Origin of the sequence: Marinobacter sp. NP-4(2019), from assembly GCF_003994855.1 — a bacterium.
Lineage (GTDB): Bacteria > Pseudomonadota > Gammaproteobacteria > Pseudomonadales > Oleiphilaceae > Marinobacter.
This window is the reverse complement of the sequence record NZ_CP034143.1, coordinates 75,483-95,090: the sequence shown is the minus strand read 5'-3', so window position 1 is coordinate 95,090 and position 19,608 is coordinate 75,483. Positions and strand designations below refer to the sequence as shown.

Sequence of the window (19,608 nt, the reverse complement as noted above, 5' to 3'; positions counted from 1 at the left end):
TACAAAAACAAAAGAGGAATCGAGCGAATATGCAAAAAATAGTTATCATTGGCGCTGGAATAGCCAGCCTGACCGCCGCAGAGGCTCTCCGCCAGAATGGATTCGACGGAACGATTACCATTTTGGGCGAGGAAAACACGCTGCCTTACCAGCGTCCCCCGTTGTCCAAAGCCTATTTGACCTCAGATGAGTTGCCCTCGCCAACTCCGATCCGTTCTCCTAATTTCTTTCGGGACAACAAAGTTGAATTTGAACAAGGCGGTAAAGTAATAGCGCTTGAACGATCGGCAAAGCAAGTAGTGATTCAAGGCGGCAGGAAAATTAAATACGACACGCTGATTTTGGCAACAGGAGCGAGGCCACGTCCTATTGATTTACCTGGTGAGAGCGCAAAAAATGTTTTCTATCTCAGGAATCTTGACCACTCCACCGCATTACGTAATGCCCTGTTAGCCCCGGAATGCGAGAAGGTGGCCATTCTCGGCGCGGGTGTTATCGGGCTTGAAGTCGCCTCCGCTGCCAATCTACAGGGAAAACAAGTCTCTGTGTTTGAGGCCAACAGCCGAGCGATGTGTCGAGTAGCGTCACCATTAACAAGTAATTTTGTCAGAAACCGCATGGCCTCCGCCGGCGTAATGTTCTACTTCAATGCTAGCGTCAACCAGATTCTCACTGAGGGAGACCGAGTTTCCGGTATCCGTTTGTCCGACGGCACTACCAAACCCGCAGACGTCGTTGTTATCGGTATAGGAGCCATCCCCAATGCCGAACTTGCGCAAGACGCAAACCTGGATTGCGACGGTGGTATTATAGTAGACAGCGGCATGCGTAGCTCCGACCCTGACATATTTGCGATCGGAGATTGCGCTAAAGCCGTCAACGTTTCCACCAATACACCCATCCGAATAGAAACTATTCACAATGCCATGCTTCAAGCACAAATTGCGGCGGCTCATATTTGTGGTAAACCGTCTCCGCCTGCCTCTCCTCCTCGTTTTTGGTCAGATCTCAACGGCATGAAAGTCCAGTGTATTGGAATCGCCACTGGATACGACCGAATTCAGCGGCGTCCCACAGAGAGTGACAATGCCTGTGAATTCTGGCTCTTTTCCGGAGACCGGATGATCGCAGCTGAAACGGTCAATCTTCCCACCCGGCAAGCCAAGCTATCTAAAGCTCTCTCCGGGTAAGTGTAAGCGAGATGGGATGCAGCTCATTCTCATCTCTGAGATTTCTATGTGTCGAGCCTCGTGACTGAGCATATCCAGCTGCAGGGGGATTCTGGCCCTCCCACAAGCTCTGCTGTAGAGCAGGAGATACAGAATCGCCCAGCCCAGCTGTGATGGCCACAGTGACCAGTCATTCACCCGGGGCTTACCTAACGACCAGGAAAGTGGAGCAATTGCCAAAGCGATTATTCAGATGGGACATAGCCTAGGACTCGATGTACTGGCCGAGGGAATTGAGACCAAAGAGCAAGAAAACCATCTCCGAATCCTTGGCTGTGATGCGGGACAAGGCTATCTATATGCTAAGCCGCTCTCAGTCAAAAGGTGCGAGGAGTACCTACAAGTTACTGACTGGGTTTAATTGGCCCGATGGTGGTCATCGAATCAATTTGGGATCACCGGACGCTTAGTGTGCGCCGGCGTTATCGCACCATCTGAACGTTCGCTTTGCGACCCCTTCGGCCACTTTATGGTGTCAATCTCCGGCCACAATATGGTGGCATGACCAAGTGGTTTGAGCTGTGATTGCGAGTTATCCACAGAAATCGATGGATAAGTTGGCAAAAAAATATGGAAATCGTCGTTACGGCAAGGAGTTACATGGATGGTTAATTTATGATCAAACCAAGTTCAAAAGTACAACTCAAGGCAGCGACTAAAGGAGACTATTGGCTGTTCAGGATTGGCCTGTGTGTAGGATCGACAGCTCTGGTGCTTTCGCTGGTCAGCCAGTCTTTATTTGCTCCGATATTTCTGATGTTGGGTACAGGTTTGTGCCTCTACGGAAAGAGGCACGGTGTAGTTTCGTTGGTCAATCATATGGACGAGAAGTATGGAGAGTTCGCTGGTTATCGAATTCTCAGGTGGATACTCCGAGCCGTGTTGTACTGTGCCGCCTTGATTATTGGCGCTATTTTTGGGCTCATTACAGCGGAAACGAGAGCTAACCGCCGCCACTCTGGAATGGCCGACATGGTTGAACCGAATTTAGATGCAATTTGGGAGAGCGATCCCGCCAGGTATTATGAAAAGCAGGCACCGGGTCCCTTTGACCGATAAACCGTGATCAGTGGCATCCATGCCTGATTAATCGTTATTCCCTTGTTTTTTGAGTTTGATAACCGCTTTAGGCCGGTTTCTAACCGAGGTCTGTTAACGGGTGGATGTCTTGAGTCTCTCCGTCCAACGACGGATACACAGAGGTACGGTTCCAGGTAGGCCAGGACGCTGGCCATGCCCCCCCTTCTACCACTTGTGAGGACGGGAGCCACTATTCGGCAGCTCCCTTAACCAATTTATGGTCGGCCGCTCCGGCCTCCCATTTTGCTTGCCACCCTACCCGCGCCCCGTGCAGCAGCCATACCTCCAGCTGCGGCTCCACCGACGCCGCGAGAGAAGCCCGTTGCACCTGCTGCTGTGCCACCAGCAACGCCACCACCAGATATTCCTCTTAACATACCCGCCCCTGCGTAGGCCATGACGGACAACCAGACCATCGGTAGTAGCAGGATCGATGACGTAGCAACGGTGGAAATCAGCAACGAATTAGTTGCTTCATCAAACCATCCCGCCTGGGAGCCATACATATCGAGGATTCGGTTATCAAACCAGTAGGCAGCTGCCCAGATCGCATTGATGAACTCAAGGCTGAAATAGGTCAGGGCCAGCCCGAAAAATGAAACAAGACCGTAGTTACCAAACAGCATGACAAAAGGGGCCGCCAGGATAATCACCATCTGCAGCATCACCAAGATCATCGGACCCGCAATCTTGAACATCTGGCGAATGGAGTTTGCCTGCAGAAACTCGTTTGCAGAGGTACCAACATTGGCGATATCGAAGAGCTTGTCCAAAACCGAACGCCACTGTGACTGTTCAGCCTCGAAATTATTGCTCATATCGACGTCTGTGCTGGACTTCAGGTTCGCAGCGTTATTCTGCAGCACCAGCTTCAGGATCATGTCTTCTTTAAGCTCTTCGGTCACATTGGTCGTGGTGAAGACGTTGAAGCCCCACGTTTTCCAGTCACCAAGAATATCGCCGGCTTCATCCATAGGTATGTCATTGAGAAGTTTATGTCTTAGCCCCAGGCTCGCATTGACGCCGCCCCCAAGACTTTCTTCACCCAGCCAGACTTCTTTACAGGAGGGGTTAGCACCGAATTCATTGACCTGATCGCTCTGGCGCATCACAGTTTGTCGAGTGAAGCCTTTATCCTCCATCCGGTGCATGTAAGCCGAGGGATGTTCGTAGTATTCGTCCAGGTAGCCCAGCAGGATGTGGCTTCCCATCCAGTCAATGTTCGCCCAGGGTGTCACGTTGGCCGGCAGCTCCGGCGTCGGTGGATTTTCCCGGAAACGCGCTATGGCCTTCTGGTAACACACCTCGTTGAATTGCTGTACTTCTTCCCGAAGCCGTTCGGACTGGATGCTGACGTTAGAAATCCGCATCAACATGTATTCGTAGTTATTCACGCACGTCATGCTCTTGATGGTGGTGTGCGTGATCGCTGTCGAAAGGAACTCCACAAAGCTCCAGGCCACCGGCTTGTGAACCTGCCAGCCGGAAAGGTCACTGAACGTGGAGTTGTAGGCCGGAGATACATTGTTTCCCGTCCCGGAGATATTGGACGGGGCGTTGCAGTCCGGCACGCCGAGTTCATAGCGCACCGTCGACAACTGTGTTGAGAAACCTTTATAAGGAAGCACGCACAACATCAGAACCAGGATCATTCCCAGCAATGTGGTTTCCATGCTTCTGATGGTTTGAGCGGCTTCGCCCGTCGAGTAGTTATCCTTGAAGTTAGAGATGATGGCGACGATGAACGGGACCAACGCCAGTCCGGAACCGACCAGCACGTCCCAGATCGCCTCATACATGTTCCACCCGAACATCAGGGTGTAAATTTCCAGCAGCGTATTGGCAACCATCCCTGTCAGCCCCCCAGACCCAATTGTTGAATCAAAACCAGTTCAATGAAGATCAGCAACAAAACAATCTTCCACCACTGCGAGCACATGTGCAGATAGTCCGCGTGGCGTTTCTCCAGGATATCCTCTGACTCGGAGCCATTTGCACCTTGTCCTGCGCGAGTTGCCCAACGGGAAATGAAAGGCCAGCAGCCCACTAAAGCTGCGTACATGGCCATCCGATACCATTTCCATTCAGAAATCAGGTTCAGCGTGGATAACTCTTCAGCCGAGGTTTCGGTAAAGACGGAAATGACCATGCCAACCAGCATTAATGCAATCAAACCACCGACACTTATCAGTAAGAACTTCCGTGTCCTGTTCATTCAAGGCTGCCCCAGCGAATTCAGGCCGGTTGGTTTTGCCCTCGAAGGTGCCCGAGTATTCTGGATTTCACGCTCTTCAGCACCAACGATGCGTTGAATGGTCAGTTTCGCAATGGCCTGACGGGTTTTGATTTCATTATCGAGTTGGTCGAGTTCAACCTGCAGATGATCAATTGCATCATTGACCACAGCTTTGGCCGACTGCAGATTGGACACATTGGGCTCTTTAACACCCGAACGAAGCATTTGTGTCAGTAACCTGCCCTGCTCGACCAGGCGGGTGTAAGCAATTTCACCGGCTAACTTCCGAATCATGGTTGGCTGGCTATCCAGCGGTCGCTTTCGGATCGCCGCAATCACCGTGTCGTCAACCAACACCCCCGGTGGTGCAGACACTCTGTTCAGGTTCTGCCAGGTCATTGGCGTCACTCCGTTCACGAGGTCTTCCAAGTCGTTGTAGATACTGTCCGACATATCCCGGTGCTTGTAGGTCAGGCCTTTACCCGGCGTGGTTTCCAGTTTTTTACAGGTCTCACACGTTCGGATTTCGGTGTCACCCACCACTTCCATGGCCCATGTGGCGGCGGCGACCGGACCACTCCAGTACTCCCAGAGCGGTGTCCCCTGACCGGCAGCCGGAGGAATACTGGCCGTGGTGCAGGGGTTACTCTGATCGAACAGCACGTTGTACCCGACAATCACGACATCTCGCAGCGCATTGATGGGCGGCATTGCTACGCCCCCTTTCTTGACGCCGCAGATCCACTCCGCCCCTTCGTTACCCGCTTCCAGCCTATCAACTTCATCCTTGGTGGCTTTAGCATCACCACCTTTAGCCCCAATTTGGTAAGCCCACTCGGAAACCTGGGCATTCACTTTGAATTTCTCAAACGGAAAGCCCTGATCGCCCATCATGACCGACGCCATTTCCTGACAGGAGGTCTCGGCCCACTCAAAGTCCATTTTTCCCTGCAGAATACCCTGCTGAAGAAGGTCATAGAGCGCTGGGTCCGCCCGCTGGATTGCCAGCGCGGGTAAGGATGCTACCGCTCCGGTGGCCGACTGGATGATGTTGTTCATCATGTTCTTGAAGCCATCGGTGATGCCGTTTAACTGATTTGACACCGTAATCTTCGGATCAAACTTTCCGCACTCCATACCGAGATCCCAGCCTGAGCCGAAACTGAGCACCGGAACGGTATGAACGGCCGTTGGGGGCCCGGACAGCATTCCGCCTCCGATTCGGTAATCAAACGCATTTTTCAATCGCGGTGAGCTGGTATCCAGCGCAAACGCTGGTGCCACCAGTGACACTGCCAGCGCAAAGCAAACCAAACGTTCTTTTGGGTTTTTCATACACCTATCCTTGTCGTAAACAGCTTACCTGGTGGCGGTCATCAACCACTGTGCCAAACGAGGGTCTGTCCAACCCGCTGGCAGCACTTGTAGGCTTTCCAGAAATTCCAAACGTAAGAACCATCCGAGCTGCGCTTACTAGGACCCGGCATCGCGGACATGGGGAACTGGGCGCAGGAACTCTCGTTGTCCGGATAAAGCATCTGAAACACACCCGTGTCCTTGTCGTTTTGATCCAAGGGGCCGGCGGGCCAGTAGCCATCTTCACTGGGCTGGCCAATTGAGAAATACAGGTGAGGTTCAAACGTACGCGTGATGAAATGCATCGCCCGGAAGGACGTCAGAACCGCACTTTTCAACCCATCGGCCTGTGTCAGAAACCCCATTCTCGGGAAGATCGAGCCGTAGTTATTCGTCATCGTGCCGAGATTGTAGGCAGGCACGCCAACAGCCCAGGACTGCGGGTAGAAGAGTTCTGGCAGATTCCAGCGCCAGGCAATGGAGTCCAGGTTTGAAATGTAATACGGAAAAAAGGGAAACGACCGGCCGGAGCAGACCATACCAAACAGGCCGGTCGCCATCGCATTGTAGGCAACCAACGCGGGGTTTCCGTAGGCGTCGACGAGTTTAAAGTCCAGGTTAACGTGGTCATTTTTGACCGCTTCGTTCGATTGTCCGCCTCGGACCTCAGTGACATTGTAATTCTCGACCCAGGAAATCATCGTCGTCACCCAGCTGCTATCCGACGTTCCCTGGCTGACTTGATTGATGTCCTGGCTTTCTGTCCAGGGCTCACCATTTGCCCTGTCATAACTCTGAACCACTAGATCGGGGACAAAGTTTTTGACCTTGATGCTGGTGGTAAAAGTACAGATCGGCGGAACCACACAGCTCATCCAAACACAGGCGCCCCGTAACTCCCAGTCCATACAGGACATGGCCGCGGCCATTGTCTGCTGCGTAATATCGATCGTATTGATGACCCCGCTATACTGGTCGTTGGTTTCGCCGTGGCAAGCGATGCACTCAACCGTGCCGCGCTGTTCAAGCAGCTGTTGAGTGCTGCCAATCGTAGTGTCCCGAACAGCGTCCGTGGAGGACGGGTTATAGTTGGTCCAATCTGACGGGTATCCAACGGCCCATCCGGATGCCAGCAACAACCAGACTGAAGCGAGTAATTTCAGACACGGGTTCACCGCCTACCCTCCTTGTTGTAAACCTCCAGAGCGGCCTTGAGCGAGCGCTGGCCGTAGACAACTTTTTGGTCGTTAAACACCACTGCAGGTATTTTTTTGATCTGTAACCTAACTGCGGCTTCGATCGCCCGGCTACCCACTTCAATTTGCTGATAGACGCCCCCCCAATCAGGACTGTTCAACAAGTCGCTGAAGGCGCGCCGGTGGGCATCTTCGTAGGTCTGGAGATTGAGATCCTCTTGCAAGCGGGATCGAACCTGCCGGTTAAGCTCCTCTGTCGCTCGTTGGCTCGCATCCAGCTCATAAACCTCGACCGGTAGCCCGGGAGGCAATGAAACGTCATCCAGCACAAACGTTTCCTGGGTCTGAAATATCCGAAGGCTGTGGATGGGCTCCAACGCCTGGGCATTTCCCGTGATCAGGCTGACCAGAAGGGAAAGGGCAACAGTCGTCGTCCTCACAAGGCTGTCTCCTTCTCGGCGGCCACATCAGCACGCAGCGTTTCCAATACTTCCTTGGCTACCGCGTCCTGGCCCTGATCAGCGTGCATTTTCTCCAGCCGCTCAAGCGTTGCCTCTGCCGCGGTTTTTCTTTCGCGGTTCGGAACGGGATCCGCCGGCTTTTCCGCAATACCCCGGTAGTAGTCGATCATTTTCCCGACGTATTCAGCGGCCTCTACCTCAGTGATTCCGAACTGTTTCATGTATCGGGCACGTTCCGTTTTCTCATCTTTCTCTGTACCTGCAAGACTCAGGTACAACGACGGCGGCACGTTTCGGAACAACGCCTCCATGTTTTCCGACAGAACGACCCCTTCCGTGTACTTCTTGGGTTCTTTGCGGGCCGACAGCATCAGTTGCTTCTGCTCTTCTGTCAGGTTCTTGAAGCGGGCGATATCCTCAATCTCGTCCTGTGGCATCACCAGACAAATCCACCACTCAATCATGTTGAGCATCTTTTTCGCAGAACTCGGAAAGTCGGCCATGTTTTGAGTCGCCACCCACCACCAGGCACCCAGCTTTCGCCACATTTTCACGACTTTGACGACAAACGGCGCCAGCAAAGGATTGGTTGTTATGATGTGGCCTTCATCGGTGAGCATGACGATGGGCCGTTCGTCATGCTGGTGTTTCTCGGCAAGGTTGTTGATTCGCATCATGATCGATGTATAGGCAATGGCCAGCTGGGCGTTGTAGCCTTCCCGGGCAAACGTCGCGAGATCCACGATGGTCACATCGGTATCGGGCCAGGCTTCACCGTCTGTATTAAAAACCTCACCCTCGAACCCATCACAGAACATCCGAAGGGATTCGCCCATCTCGAAGGCCCGCATTCTCCGGTGCTCCGGATAGTCCTTGTCTTCGTTGATCACCCGAAAGCCGTCAGCCACATCCGAGGTCATGGTTCTCCGGCCGGCTTGCTCTGCTTTTCGGGCACCATTGAAAATGGCATCCCTGATCATTCGGCGGTCTGCGCGGGACAGCTTTTTCGCCTCCTCCTCTTCGCCCCCGGTGATCATGAGCGTGGCGATAATTTCCATTTCACCCATGATGTCGCGCTGGTCATCACCATCGTCATCGGCGGTTGTGTCCTCGGCCATCATCATCTCTGCCAGAACATCCATTGCCGCTTTTGCCCGCACCTGCTTCTGCTCGGCGTCGTTCAGCTCGTGAAACGATTTCATCACACCATCGCTTCGGATCTTTTCCGGAATGTGAGCCGCCAGGTCCTCCTCGCCGACTAATGAGCTATCGCTGACGATCCGAGACCCCAGAAGATCCTCTTTATTGGTCTGGAGAAGTTTGTCAGCGTCCACGAACGGAGGCAGGCATACCCCCGCGCCGGGCTTGAGCTGAACTTTGTTCACGGACAGGCCCTTGCTGGCGAAATAGTCACCCAAAAGCCCGAAGGAGTTACCCGCCTCGACAATGAAAAGCCGGGGCCGAAGCAAGGCCATGATCTGGCCTGCCATATTCGTGATGTGCGCGGATTTGCCCGCACCGGTTGGGCCCAGGATCAGCCCATGAGCGTTTTTCTTTCGGTCTGCCCCATTGAAAGGATCGAAGGACACCGGCTCCCCACCCCGGTTGTACTGGGTTTGTCCCGGATTGCCTGTGCCTCTGTGGCGACCAAAAACGGAAGAGAGATTTGCCAGGTGCTGAGACCAAACCGGACGCGTGGCTTTAAAGTTAGCGTCCATGCCGGGCTCATAAACCATGGGCAGGTTGTAAACATAGGCATCGAGGCCAAGAGATTCGTCTTCCTCTCGCACCGGTGATAGCTGGTTGGTCAGAAGGATCGTACTCACTGCGTTGGACTTCTTGCGAAGATCGCGAAGATTCTCACCGCGAATATAGACGCACATCATCGCCCGATAGAGCTTGTGCTTGTTGCCCATTAAAGCCTTGGCGGTTTCACAGTCACCCCGGGCCATCGTCGCATCAACTGACTCGCCCTTGGATTTATCCTGGATCCTGTTGATATGGTTCTGAACTTCATCCTGAGGCGTGATGATGATGGTCGTCGCCATGACTGTGCCCGGCGGCATTTTATCCATCATGCAGGACGCTTTACCGGTGGTGAGACCGTCCGGCGTTACCGCGCTGACCTCCCCTGCGATCTGGCCGATTTTCGGTGTTCGACGGATCTTATGAACACGAATGCACCGATGCGGCAAGCCATCAAACCACCAGGTTTGCGAATCGGCATCCGACCTGGGCATGCTGAAAAACAGGGATTCCGCAAAGTCATCACCGTAAGGCAACGCCTCTTCTCCGGGATAACTGGCTAATTCAACAAATTTCCGGCGGTTGCCACCGGTCAGCTCCGGGCGCGGATTGAACCATTTGAGCAGCCACTCATAATAGGTTTTGCCGTCATTGCGCACCAACGTGATGCCCGCATCGCGGAAAGAGGCTTCAAGCTTTTCAATCGTATCGTTCAGTTCTTCTTCTGGTGTCATCCCCGCGTACGATTTCCACTTTGCCGGCAGTCTGCGATAGACCACCATTTTGATGCGGCGAATTTTCCCGCTCCAGGGGGCATCCAGGACTTCTTTGTCCTCGAACAGGCCGCCTTCTTTACAAATCCCTCTCAGGTGGGCTTCCATTTTTTCGAGCCAGTCCTGGGTGAACTCTGAGCCTTGACAGTAGTGCTTGGGATACGCCCTCAACGCTGCGATGTAGGACTCCATGTCGTCATCGTCGTAGGTGTACTGCTGTATAATCCAGGGACCGCTGGTCAGCTCCTCAAAACAGTCCTGCAACGCATCCTGAATCATGTCCCGCCGGTTCTGGAGCCAGTTGTAGGATCGGCCCTCGGTCGCGATCGGCATGATGTCAAAGACAGCCCCTACGCTCTTACCGTCATCGAGCAGGACGGTTTTCGAGTCGGTCTGGAATTCGTACCAAGGCAGCTTCTGAACGAACGACGAAGGCCGCCCATACATGCGCTTGGCCTCCAGTGTACTAAGCGGTTTGGCTTTCGATTTATGTTCAATTTGCGCGGGAGATTCAGCTGTTCCCTCTCTCTGGCGGGCATTCCCTGAGGGGGAGAAAACATCTTTAAGTGCCTTGGCGAAATCCATATCGTTACTCTCCGAATTCGTTCCGCATATCACTGAGCTCGCCCGGCATCGCGTAGTGATCTTTCTCCCACATACGGAACTCGGTCAAATAACCGGGTATAGGGACCTGGTCACTGGTGGCCAAGTGCGGAGCGACAAACATGTACATCGTCGGATTGGGAAGCAGTTTGAATCGTTTCTGCAGCTGATTTTTTTCGGAACGCACGTAATCGCTGAGCCGAACGTCCCCCTCGACCATTGGACGGCGAACCAGAGCACGGGTATCCAGCAACTGTCCATCACCAACTCCGCTCATGTGATTTGCATAAACGGCTTTCATGTCCTGACTGGGCTGAGGAATAAAGTTGTCCTTACTCGCGCAACCGGTCAGCGCAACGCTAATCAAGGAAATACTCAGAGCGGCGATTGACATTCGCATAGTGGTTTACCTTTCTACCTTCGGGATCGTAATCAATGGCCAGTTGTTCCGAGATGTGAATCACCAGCTCCGTTCCTGGCTCAACGTAAATGGCGTCAAACGAATTGCTTTGGCGGGCATCAAGCCAATCCGTCACCTCATCGAGGCTACTGGAAATGGCATCGTTCTTTGCGACCACCATGGGATCGCCCGTCAGGCCTTTGGTCTGTCCACCAAGGGCATTGGTTGAGGTGGTAAATTCGGAGTCCGCTTTGGCTTTGGAATAAGAACTGGCCCCCGTCAGGAGAACTTTCTGAGCGAGATAACTTGGCGCGTTTGTAATCCGCTGGCCTGTCACGCAAGGAATACCGTATTTATCCGAAAACCACGCAATGGCCTCTATAGACTTTTCGCCTGGCTCGGGATAGCTCACTATTGTTCCGTCCTGGAACGTGAACGTCATCGAGTCGATCTGTCCGCTGACACAGCTCAGAGTCCAGTCGCCCTTGGCAATCCCGGACATCTTGATGCCAGTAAGGCCGGGAATTTTGATGCCATTTGAAGACAGATTCTCAGGTCCAACGATCAGCTTGAACGGATACGGGTCAACCACCTGCCCCCCGATTGGAATGCGCCCCAACAGGGCTGTCATCGAGACTGAACCGAGTAACGTAGCGTTATCGGGAATGGTGTACGCTTTCACCAGCCGCTCTTCTTTAGACTTTTGCTTTTGCTGTGGCATATCCAGGCCTGTGACCGAGGAAACACTGCTGGCGCCCAGATCAAAATCTGGCAGCGAAATCTTTGATGGATCCCGGGGGTCTACCTCAGCTTCCAGGGGGTTTGTCCAAATCACTTGATCAAAGTCGACGGGCGAGCCGCTGTCGTCATAACCAAGGCCCGTAGGGATTCCGGCTGAGTTAATGTCGTATCCGTTGGCCGTGGTCTGGCTTTTTTCGTTCGAGCCCTGAAGTTCCTCCAGCCGGCTTTCCAATTGAGCAATCAGGCCTCGCGTGCGATCCTGAGTGTTTTCAAGCTGTCGCTTCTGTACCGCTGCATCTCTCTCGGCATTCTCGAATCGATTGGCAATTCGCTTATTGAGGCTCTCCTCCATCTTCAGAAGACTGTCGATCCTCGCCTTCAGGCGTTCGTTTTCTTCCTGCAGCTTAATGCTGTCCTCGCGAACCGCACGCGTCTCATTGGTCAACGTCCGCATCGTTTCAACGGGAGTATCAACGTCTACACCGAACTCTTCCTGAAGGTAATCCGCTTCCAAGGGATCTATCCCAAGACCGTTATCGATCTGACCGGGACCGCTCTCAATAGCTGAGAGACCCGAAGTCTCGATCGAGCCGGGATCAGATTGGGCCTGAGAGTCATTGGAACTGCCGCCTTTCATGATGATGACGAAGAGAACCGCAACCACGACGACGGCCAGTGTTTTGACAACAATGTTGGCTTTCATCAGGCTCTCCTTTAGCTGTCCGCTACAGACGCTTGGGTTTCACGCTTCAGGTCCTGGTAGTAAGTCCAGGGATAGAGTGTCTCTTTGAGGGACTGCTCAGAGATCAGGTACAACACCGTGCTATCGCCGGGCGTTCCCTGTGGCTCAAGACTATGGTGCTGTAACGTGGCATGTGAAAACGGCAGGTTGAGGTCCAGATAATCCAGTTGAACCGTTTCGTCAGAAACATTCCGGATGTACAGCGCCGCAAGGTAATACCCGCCGCCCTGGTAGGCCACAACAGGCGTTGAAAGGGTTTTGTAACGGGCCGGGCCTTTGAAAATTCGTACCGCGCCTTTGACCGCAAGCGGCGTTTCCGAAATCCCGGCTTGATCGTGGTGCAGTCGGGTGGGGCCGTAGAGCCTTTGCGCCGCGTAGCGAGTCAGATCAATGGGCGTAATCAGCTCAACCTTTTCAGGCATAGATGCGGCAGCGTCGTCCGAAGAAACCACATTGTCCGATGCCAGCACGATCCGGACGTCCTCAAGTGATTTTTCTCCATCTGCTTTGTCGGTAGCGATGAGATCGAGAAGGATCACTTTTCCGTCGTCCATGCGTCGGATTTGAACGCGCTGTTTATCAAATGCTTCGTAAGGGAGGAAATGAACGGCCCCCTGCGCGGACTGGGCCCGGAAGAGTTTCTTAACCTGCTGTCCTTTGGTGATGCCAACCTGAACATGGGAACCGAACTGAATGGATCGTTCCTCGCCATTATGCAGCTCAATGGTCACCGGCAGATTGTCATAATGAATAATCTGTTCCGCCCAACTTGATGTGGCGACACACAGGAAGGCGACTGATGTGATAATGAATTTCCGCATGTTTATTCACCGATTTCCGAAGAGGTGTTCTGAACGTCATCCTGCTCCCGGCTGCCGCCTTCCAGTCGCCTCGGTTTTTTATAGAAACCGTCAAGCGCCAGGCCCCACAGATTGCACTCGGGATCCACATCCCAGCGCACGACTCGAAGGGGGTATCGAACAAAAATGTCTTTGACGATCTCGGACCGGAACGTCTCTTTTACGTTGACGTCGTAGAACGCCACCCAACTGTCTCCAGATTCCACATAGACTCGTTTGGCCGTGTACGGGCGATCCGGCATTTCCTGAAGTGCGCGAGAGCGGGTGAGCTCGTGGTTTAAAAGGCGCTGCTGATAATCCCGCTCCAGTTCACCCTTAAATCGTGGAGTGATGTAGCAGCTCAGGCGCTCGATCTGTTGTTTATAGTTATCGGTGCCTTCAACTGGCCAATTGTTCATCTGTTGCCAGATGTAGTAGCCAAACGCATAAATATTGAATGGATGCCGTTCGTCGATTCCTCGGGTAGAGCCAGAACGAAGATCGGGCGGTATATCCACTTTGATGTGCTCGGGTGCATCCCTCCATCCCATGATCGTAAGAATCAGTGCGACACTTAAAAGTCCGAGCAGTATGCGTAGGGTCAGAATGTGCGAATCGCGACCATCGAGAGCTTTTTTTGTACGCCCCATTGTCACTCCTCCGTCTCCATGTGAATTCGAACAACGGGCTTCTCGCGCCGTATATCCCAGCCTTGGGACGTCTCGATGTAGTTGAAATTGATAAAACTGAATTTTTTCTGAGCAAGTTTCTTCAGATAGACGATATGCAAACCGTCAGGTCTGCGGCGCTTCAGCTCCTGAAGGTATTTCCCTATGACCAGCAAACTGGCGATGGCCATACCCACTCCGATCCCAACGCCAAACAACCCCCACCCGAACGGCAGTAGCAACAGAACTGAGACAGGAATCCAAAAAACTAGGCCAACGCTGATGAGAACAACGACTTCCGTATCCGTTAGCCCCCGGAAAACAACCGGCTCTTCAATGAGCCGGTCGGGGATGAAGTCGATTTCTCGACCCTTCATTCCTGGTTGATTCATCAGAAGATAACGGTTGAGGCTTCGGTAAGCAGGAAGACAACAAAGACGAGCAGCAGAACGCCCATACCACCGTGCATCCCCATATCGCCCCAGGTTTTCTTGCCGTCCCCAATTTCGTTGTAGGTCGAAATCATGTTCCGAGCGACGGCCAGAAACGCGATGGTGCCCAGAATCAAACCAAGTACGATGGCGATGTCATAGGCGTAGCCTTTGAGCAGTCCGATGTAATCGCCTTGGGCAGGCGCTTGGGAGGGGTTAGTTGTCGTCGGCAATGCAGCATGGACCTGTGTTCCAAACGCCAACATCGCCATGGCAACACCGTGTTTAAAGGCCCGCGCTTTGTGCAAACCTTGATGAATCGCTCTTTCCATTTTTCAATTACCCGGTTGTTTAGGTTGGTTTATTAGCTAACGAGTAGGTACAAAAGAACCATCAACAGAAAAACACTCCGACACCAGATGACGAGCATGCTTGTACCGCTGATTCGCTCCGCACCAAAATCCTCATAGGCCTGCATACAGAGCCAGGCCGTGTAGAGGAAAAACGCCGTCCCACCAATGAGCTGAATTGCATCGAGCATGGCCGCAGAGGTCTGGAAGCAAGGACCGCCCCCACACCCTGCGCCTTCAGCGAACCACTGCTGTTGTTGCGCATTCATTACTGATGCTCCGTGTAGGATTCACTGAGAGCATCAATAGCCGACGGAATAATGGGCTCCATCGGAACAGTCAGATGATGGGCAATACCTGCCTGTATCTTGCGCAGGTCAGCCAAGAGAGTTTCGTATTCGAACTGGGTGCGTTCGTTTGAGTTGGAACGGGCCTTAGCACTCATAACCAACACTTCAAGAGCGGCAAGTTCTGTTCTGATATTGGAAAGGGCCTCACGCTCAGCCCATACGTCCGCGTTGGACACGGGCACAAATGCGAGGAGGCAAAACAGCAGAAGGTGTTTCAGGTTACTCATCACGAATCCATTGGACTGGCTTACCGGAGATGAGTTGAATTTAATCAGAGCGAGCGGAGGGCATCGGGTTTATTAGGTCAACAGAAGTTGACCTATTTTGTTACGGATTGGCAAAGAAAAATTGGCTTACCAAGGACAAAACAGATGTAGTGAAAGTGAAGCAATGGCTGAGGTGATGGCTACGTTCGAGCGCAGGAAAATCCAGCACGAGGTGATTGGGCAGTAGTGCGTTTCGCCAGCCGGATACTGGAAACATAGCCGCCGCCCCCATACCCCCAAGGTCAAGGGAGTATGGGGGAATAAGAACAACCAGCATTCAAAGATACTTTTTGAACTTCGAGGTCATGACCATCAGACAAAGCCCAAATAGAACCGCAAACGGCGTGATAATAAAGTTCGGATGGATCGAATTTGGAATCGACAGGTAGAGAATCCAGGCGAGGGCCAATACCGGTAGGGAGAATCGTTTTGCCCAGTGATAGACATACCCGGATTCATTCCCGCCACACCAGCGCCGAAGATCCCGCTGCATCAGCCCATCGCTGATCCCCACAATGCCGAACAGTATGAAAGCCGGCATCGACAGAAAGAGAATGGCCATTCGAACCAGGAACATGATCAGAACGTAAACTGCCGCCATGAGGTAGTCGTAATATCCTGCTACTAGCCTCTTTACTGCAGCTTTGATCTCACCGTCATCCGGAGACACCGTTTTTACCGCTTGAAGATTGTCGACAATACCTGAATCGATAAAAAGAAAATTCGCTACGGTACTTACGGTGTCACTGGCCGATGAAATCGCACCTTCATTCATGCCGTCCCCGCCTGTCAGGGACTCGCTCAAATACCCAATCTCCGTTTGCATCATGGACTCGGCGTGGGCGTATCCTGGCTCGTCGTAGAAAAACGCCATACCGACCCACTCGATTACTACGGACATAAAGGCAGAAAAAAGGAGCAATCCGATTATTTTGAGAACCAGCTCAATCGTCTTGCCTATGGGCCCTCGCCGCCTGGCCGGGTGTTCAGTGCTCGCCTCAGCCATTACTCATGCCCACCAATTTTCCGCCGTGTGATAGTTTTTATCCATTTCCCGGGTGAGCGCCTGAAGATTCTCGGGCATGTCTTCATCATCTTCCACGGGCAGCGGAAATCTAACTTTCCAGAGTTGACCGCCATCCAACAGGCAAAAAGCCTGCCCTTTTGGCAATGAGGTTATGTGTCCGGGCTCCAGCATCGGTACACGGAGCATTGAGATCCGGTCCTGGGTATTAGACGTGAAGTCCACACTGGACTCGGTGTCTGAGGAATCACTCGCGCCCGATACCGTCATGATCTGCGCAATTTCAACTTCAGGCAGTTGATTGGTGAGCAGCTCAGCTGTTTCCTTTTCCTTGACCCGCAGCATAATCAGGTTGTTGAAGTTGCCTTCCACCTGGCGGGCCTTCGCGGTATTCCCCAAACGAGCCTCGATGTCGCCCCGGGACTGCGTATAGGCGGTAATTTGCATGCCGCTACCGCCCGATTTATTGACCATGGGGAGGAATTCGTCCCCCATCAGTTCATTGAACTCGTCTGCATGTAAGCATACTTTGGGCATAACGTTCGCCTTGCCTTCGAGCATTCCATGTTCGAAGCCGTGCTTATAGATAGATCCACAGACGCTGACCAGGTCTGAGAACATTGAGTTGCCAACGGCTGAGGAGATTTCTGTGTCCGTCATGGCATCCAGACCTATATAGACAATACCTCGCTTACGAATGATCTGCGTCCAGTCGAAAATCGGCCGGTCATCGTCGACATCGAAGTAGTCGGGTGCCAGTAGCTTGCCAATTCTGCCTGTGGTGAGTTTCTCAAGAAGGGGCAAAAGACTCGCTACCAGCTTGTCGAAGTACGTTTTGTCGTAGCGTAAGGCTGAAAGCAGTCCGTGCAGGATCGGATCACTCACCTGCATTTGCTCAACGTATTTCCTTAAAGCCTCGGTTCGCGGATTGGCATGTTTAGCCATGCGGGGATTGGATCTGTATTGCCGTTCGGCATCAGCGGTCATCGCATTGATGTCTTCCATCCAGCCTTCATCACCGTTCATTGGCAGCCACCAATCCAGGTACTGATTGAAAAGAGGCTCAATGTCCGTCACGTACCGGAGAATGTTGTTGTAGTCCGGGCGCATTCCCAGGGAAACAAGCGCACGAGCGACAATATTAATGAAGCGCCACGCAAACTCCTTGAAAGCAGCACTGTTTCCTTCAGACGACAGCTGACCAGAAATGCGGCCGGCAATTTCAGTGATACGCGAGAAGTTACCGATAGCGTTGTAACGAGCACTGATCTCCGGGAAACCGAGGTGAAACATGTAAAAATCGTCCGTTCTTCCTGTTCGCTTAGCCGCCATATACATCCTGGTCAGAAGCCCGGGATCTGATTTTGGGTCGAATACGATGACGGGCCCTTCGTTACGGCGTATGTCCTGCTCAATCAGAATTTCGGCGAGGCGGCTCTTACCGACTCGGGTCGTTCCCATACAAAGGGTGTGACCGACTCGCTCTGACATGGCCAGAAGCACTTCTTTTTCGTTAAGTTCAACTGCATGGATGGCCGGATTTCCGCCGACAGCGGGATAAGGTCGCACGGGATTCAGTGGATGATCTTTACTGGTCAATTCCGCAAGGAAGCCTAATCTGGTGTGCTCTATGTTTCTCTCAAATTGCCGAAACCAGGCGTTGATTCGAGACGGCCTCGTGTATTTGGCAAATGCTGGAGCCATCGTATCTTTCAAGCGCTGGGTATGGTGCTGGCCCCAGCGAAATCCCTGCCCCAAATAGAGGTGTTTTCGATAGCAGGGAATCTGGCGCGATGACATCTCAAATCGTGGCAGACGCTTGAGGTTGCGCTGATATCGGGTAACCCGTGTTCCCTGAATGAAGCGGTATACAGCGAACGCGGTTAATACCGTCGCCGAGGTGAAGCCAACACTCGGTGTCATCATCAATGTGGAGGGTGATAGCAGGCAGATCCCGGCCGCACCAATGCTGACACTCATCGACCAGTATTCCACTGGCGGCCTGAGCAGCCCTTCAAGTGGGTAATTGGCCACTAGCGCATAACTCCATCTCGATCCAGATAGAACGGGTAGTGTTTGATGTTCATGTATTCAGCGAAACGGTCACCGGGCATGGGTTGAAGCGTAATACCCTCGCCCGCGATGGACTGCAGTTCGTTCATCTGGGGAATTGTCTGTACGTTTACAACAAAGCCCACGGCATTCTTTGATGCCAGGAACTGGCGGTTTTCCTTAAGCCAGTTCCGGGAAACGGGGTCGTACCCAATCAGGAACATGGCCCGGGAGACCATGTGGTACGGGACATTTCTGGCTTCTTCATCGGTCACTCTGCCGATTGATAGCGATGGCGATGACACGGGAATGTTTGAGGTCATGAACCTGCGGCCCTTCCGCTCTTGTTGCAGCTTTTGCAGTTGGGCCCGAAAGTCTGCTTTCTGGGGCAGAAATGGCTGCGCAGACTGTCCACCAAAGTCACCGATGACCTCAAGCTCGTGGACTCCTGTCAGTGCTTCAGGGCTCGCTTTCGGGCTTGATGCCACTGTCGCCGAGCTCATCATCAGACCCAAGAGAAGCACGCTCAGATGTTTGACCATAGTTTCATAACTCTCTCTCGGTAGTTGGCAGCAATTCTTTTATCCAATGGCTTCTGTGCGGGTCTGTGATAACAACCAATGGCAAGATCCCAGGAATTACACTCGGGGCGTTCGTATTGCTCCCTCAGGTGTGCGGCTGACGCTGTCAGGTTCATGTATGGATCCAACGCATCCCACAGGTCACTAAAACGATGGCGATGCCAGCGCCAGTTCATCTGTCCAAGACCGACATCGAACTGGTAATCACCAGATTCCACCAGCTGCCGAGCAAACCGATAAGCAGCGGCTCTGTTATGGAAAAAATGTGGAGTGCCCCGGTGGTTAATGGTCCAGGGCCAGGGCAATACTCTGTTGATATGCTTATTGGCGCTGCGGCTTTCATTCAAAATGATCGCGTAAAAAAGCTTTGCAGGAACATCTTGTTCTTCTGCGACCTGTAGATACATTCCAGGTATGTCTGAAGCGGCGCTCGGGCCACTAATGAATAGAAGCAGTAGGGTAAACATACGAACGAGGCTCATGC

Annotated in this window: 21 protein-coding genes; 3 read left to right on the top strand and 18 right to left on the bottom strand. The window is 52.8% G+C overall.

Features of this window, described 5'->3' with window-relative positions:
* Positions 1-29: 29 nt before the first annotated feature.
* The 3 genes from EHN06_RS20790 (at position 30) to EHN06_RS20780 (ending at position 2,288) form a co-directional block, all read left to right on the top strand.
* Entirely contained in the window at positions 30-1,190 is a 1,161-nt protein-coding gene (locus tag EHN06_RS20790) for an NAD(P)/FAD-dependent oxidoreductase (RefSeq protein WP_053115264.1), read from the top strand.
* Between the two features lie 133 nt (positions 1,191-1,323).
* A complete protein-coding gene (locus EHN06_RS20785) occupies positions 1,324-1,590 on the top strand; it encodes an EAL domain-containing protein (protein ID WP_081496573.1) in 267 nt (88 codons plus the stop codon).
* 254 nt (positions 1,591-1,844) lie between these two features.
* Complete coding sequence (locus tag EHN06_RS20780) at positions 1,845-2,288, top strand: hypothetical protein (protein WP_127334580.1); 444 nt, start codon at positions 1,845-1,847, stop codon at positions 2,286-2,288.
* Positions 2,289-2,524: 236 nt separating this feature from the next.
* Here the strand turns inward: EHN06_RS20780 and EHN06_RS20775 are convergent, their stop codons facing one another.
* The 18 genes from EHN06_RS20775 to EHN06_RS20690 all read right to left on the bottom strand — a co-directional run bounded on the left by EHN06_RS20775 (position 2,525) and on the right by EHN06_RS20690 (position 19,606).
* The gene (locus EHN06_RS20775) at positions 2,525-4,159 is read right to left on the bottom strand and encodes a conjugal transfer protein TraG N-terminal domain-containing protein (protein WP_127334579.1); all 1,635 of its coding nucleotides are present in this window, start codon (positions 4,157-4,159) and stop codon (positions 2,525-2,527) included.
* Between the two features lie 5 nt (positions 4,160-4,164).
* Positions 4,165-4,524 carry a hypothetical protein gene (locus EHN06_RS20770; RefSeq protein ID WP_127334578.1) on the bottom strand — a complete coding sequence of 120 codons (360 nt, stop codon included), beginning with the start codon at positions 4,522-4,524 and terminating at the stop codon, positions 4,165-4,167.
* Positions 4,525-5,880: an integrating conjugative element protein gene (locus tag EHN06_RS20765; protein WP_127334577.1), complete on the bottom strand. Its 1,356-nt coding sequence runs from the start codon at positions 5,878-5,880 to the stop codon at positions 4,525-4,527. It abuts the gene before it with no gap.
* 41 nt (positions 5,881-5,921) lie between these two features.
* Positions 5,922-7,076: a TIGR03756 family integrating conjugative element protein gene (locus EHN06_RS20760; RefSeq protein ID WP_127334576.1), complete on the bottom strand. Its 1,155-nt coding sequence runs from the start codon at positions 7,074-7,076 to the stop codon at positions 5,922-5,924.
* Positions 7,073-7,537: a DUF1525 domain-containing protein gene (locus EHN06_RS20755; protein WP_011783556.1), complete on the bottom strand. Its 465-nt coding sequence runs from the start codon at positions 7,535-7,537 to the stop codon at positions 7,073-7,075. The genes EHN06_RS20760 and EHN06_RS20755 overlap by 4 nt, the downstream gene beginning before the upstream one ends.
* Positions 7,534-10,662, bottom strand: coding sequence for a conjugative transfer ATPase (locus EHN06_RS20750; RefSeq protein ID WP_127334575.1), 3,129 nt, complete (start codon positions 10,660-10,662; stop codon positions 7,534-7,536). The genes EHN06_RS20755 and EHN06_RS20750 overlap by 4 nt, the downstream gene beginning before the upstream one ends.
* 4 nt (positions 10,663-10,666) lie before the next feature.
* Positions 10,667-11,074: a TIGR03751 family conjugal transfer lipoprotein gene (locus EHN06_RS20745; protein ID WP_178338804.1), complete on the bottom strand. Its 408-nt coding sequence runs from the start codon at positions 11,072-11,074 to the stop codon at positions 10,667-10,669.
* Positions 11,040-12,524 (bottom strand): TIGR03752 family integrating conjugative element protein, encoded by a 1,485-nt coding sequence (locus EHN06_RS20740; RefSeq protein WP_127334574.1) that lies wholly within the window; start codon positions 12,522-12,524, stop codon positions 11,040-11,042. Before EHN06_RS20740 ends, EHN06_RS20745 begins: the two co-directional genes overlap by 35 nt.
* An 11-nt stretch (positions 12,525-12,535) precedes the next feature.
* Positions 12,536-13,384 (bottom strand): TIGR03749 family integrating conjugative element protein, encoded by an 849-nt coding sequence (locus EHN06_RS20735; protein WP_127334573.1) that lies wholly within the window; start codon positions 13,382-13,384, stop codon positions 12,536-12,538.
* Between the two features lie 2 nt (positions 13,385-13,386).
* Complete coding sequence (locus tag EHN06_RS20730) at positions 13,387-14,052, bottom strand: PFL_4703 family integrating conjugative element protein (protein WP_011783551.1); 666 nt, start codon at positions 14,050-14,052, stop codon at positions 13,387-13,389.
* Between the two features lie 2 nt (positions 14,053-14,054).
* The gene (locus tag EHN06_RS20725; RefSeq protein ID WP_228257510.1) at positions 14,055-14,447 is read right to left on the bottom strand and encodes a TIGR03750 family conjugal transfer protein; all 393 of its coding nucleotides are present in this window, start codon (positions 14,445-14,447) and stop codon (positions 14,055-14,057) included.
* 14 nt (positions 14,448-14,461) lie between these two features.
* Positions 14,462-14,833 (bottom strand): TIGR03745 family integrating conjugative element membrane protein, encoded by a 372-nt coding sequence (locus EHN06_RS20720; RefSeq protein WP_011783549.1) that lies wholly within the window; start codon positions 14,831-14,833, stop codon positions 14,462-14,464.
* A 32-nt stretch (positions 14,834-14,865) separates the two neighbouring features.
* Positions 14,866-15,120 (bottom strand): DUF3262 family protein, encoded by a 255-nt coding sequence (locus tag EHN06_RS20715; RefSeq protein WP_041657474.1) that lies wholly within the window; start codon positions 15,118-15,120, stop codon positions 14,866-14,868.
* Entirely contained in the window at positions 15,120-15,428 is a 309-nt protein-coding gene (locus EHN06_RS20710; RefSeq protein WP_127334571.1) for an RAQPRD family integrative conjugative element protein, read from the bottom strand. Before EHN06_RS20710 ends, EHN06_RS20715 begins: the two co-directional genes overlap by 1 nt.
* A 316-nt stretch (positions 15,429-15,744) precedes the next feature.
* A complete protein-coding gene (locus EHN06_RS20705) occupies positions 15,745-16,473 on the bottom strand; it encodes a TIGR03747 family integrating conjugative element membrane protein (protein ID WP_127334570.1) in 729 nt (242 codons plus the stop codon).
* A gap of 3 nt (positions 16,474-16,476) precedes the next feature.
* Positions 16,477-18,525 carry a type IV conjugative transfer system coupling protein TraD gene (traD, locus tag EHN06_RS20700; RefSeq protein WP_127334569.1) on the bottom strand — a complete coding sequence of 683 codons (2,049 nt, stop codon included), beginning with the start codon at positions 18,523-18,525 and terminating at the stop codon, positions 16,477-16,479.
* Entirely contained in the window at positions 18,525-19,085 is a 561-nt protein-coding gene (locus tag EHN06_RS20695) for an integrating conjugative element protein (RefSeq protein WP_228257509.1), read from the bottom strand. Before EHN06_RS20695 ends, traD begins: the two co-directional genes overlap by 1 nt.
* The gene (locus EHN06_RS20690; protein WP_127334568.1) at positions 19,070-19,606 is read right to left on the bottom strand and encodes a transglycosylase SLT domain-containing protein; all 537 of its coding nucleotides are present in this window, start codon (positions 19,604-19,606) and stop codon (positions 19,070-19,072) included. The genes EHN06_RS20695 and EHN06_RS20690 overlap by 16 nt, the downstream gene beginning before the upstream one ends.
* Positions 19,607-19,608 lie beyond the last annotated feature (2 nt).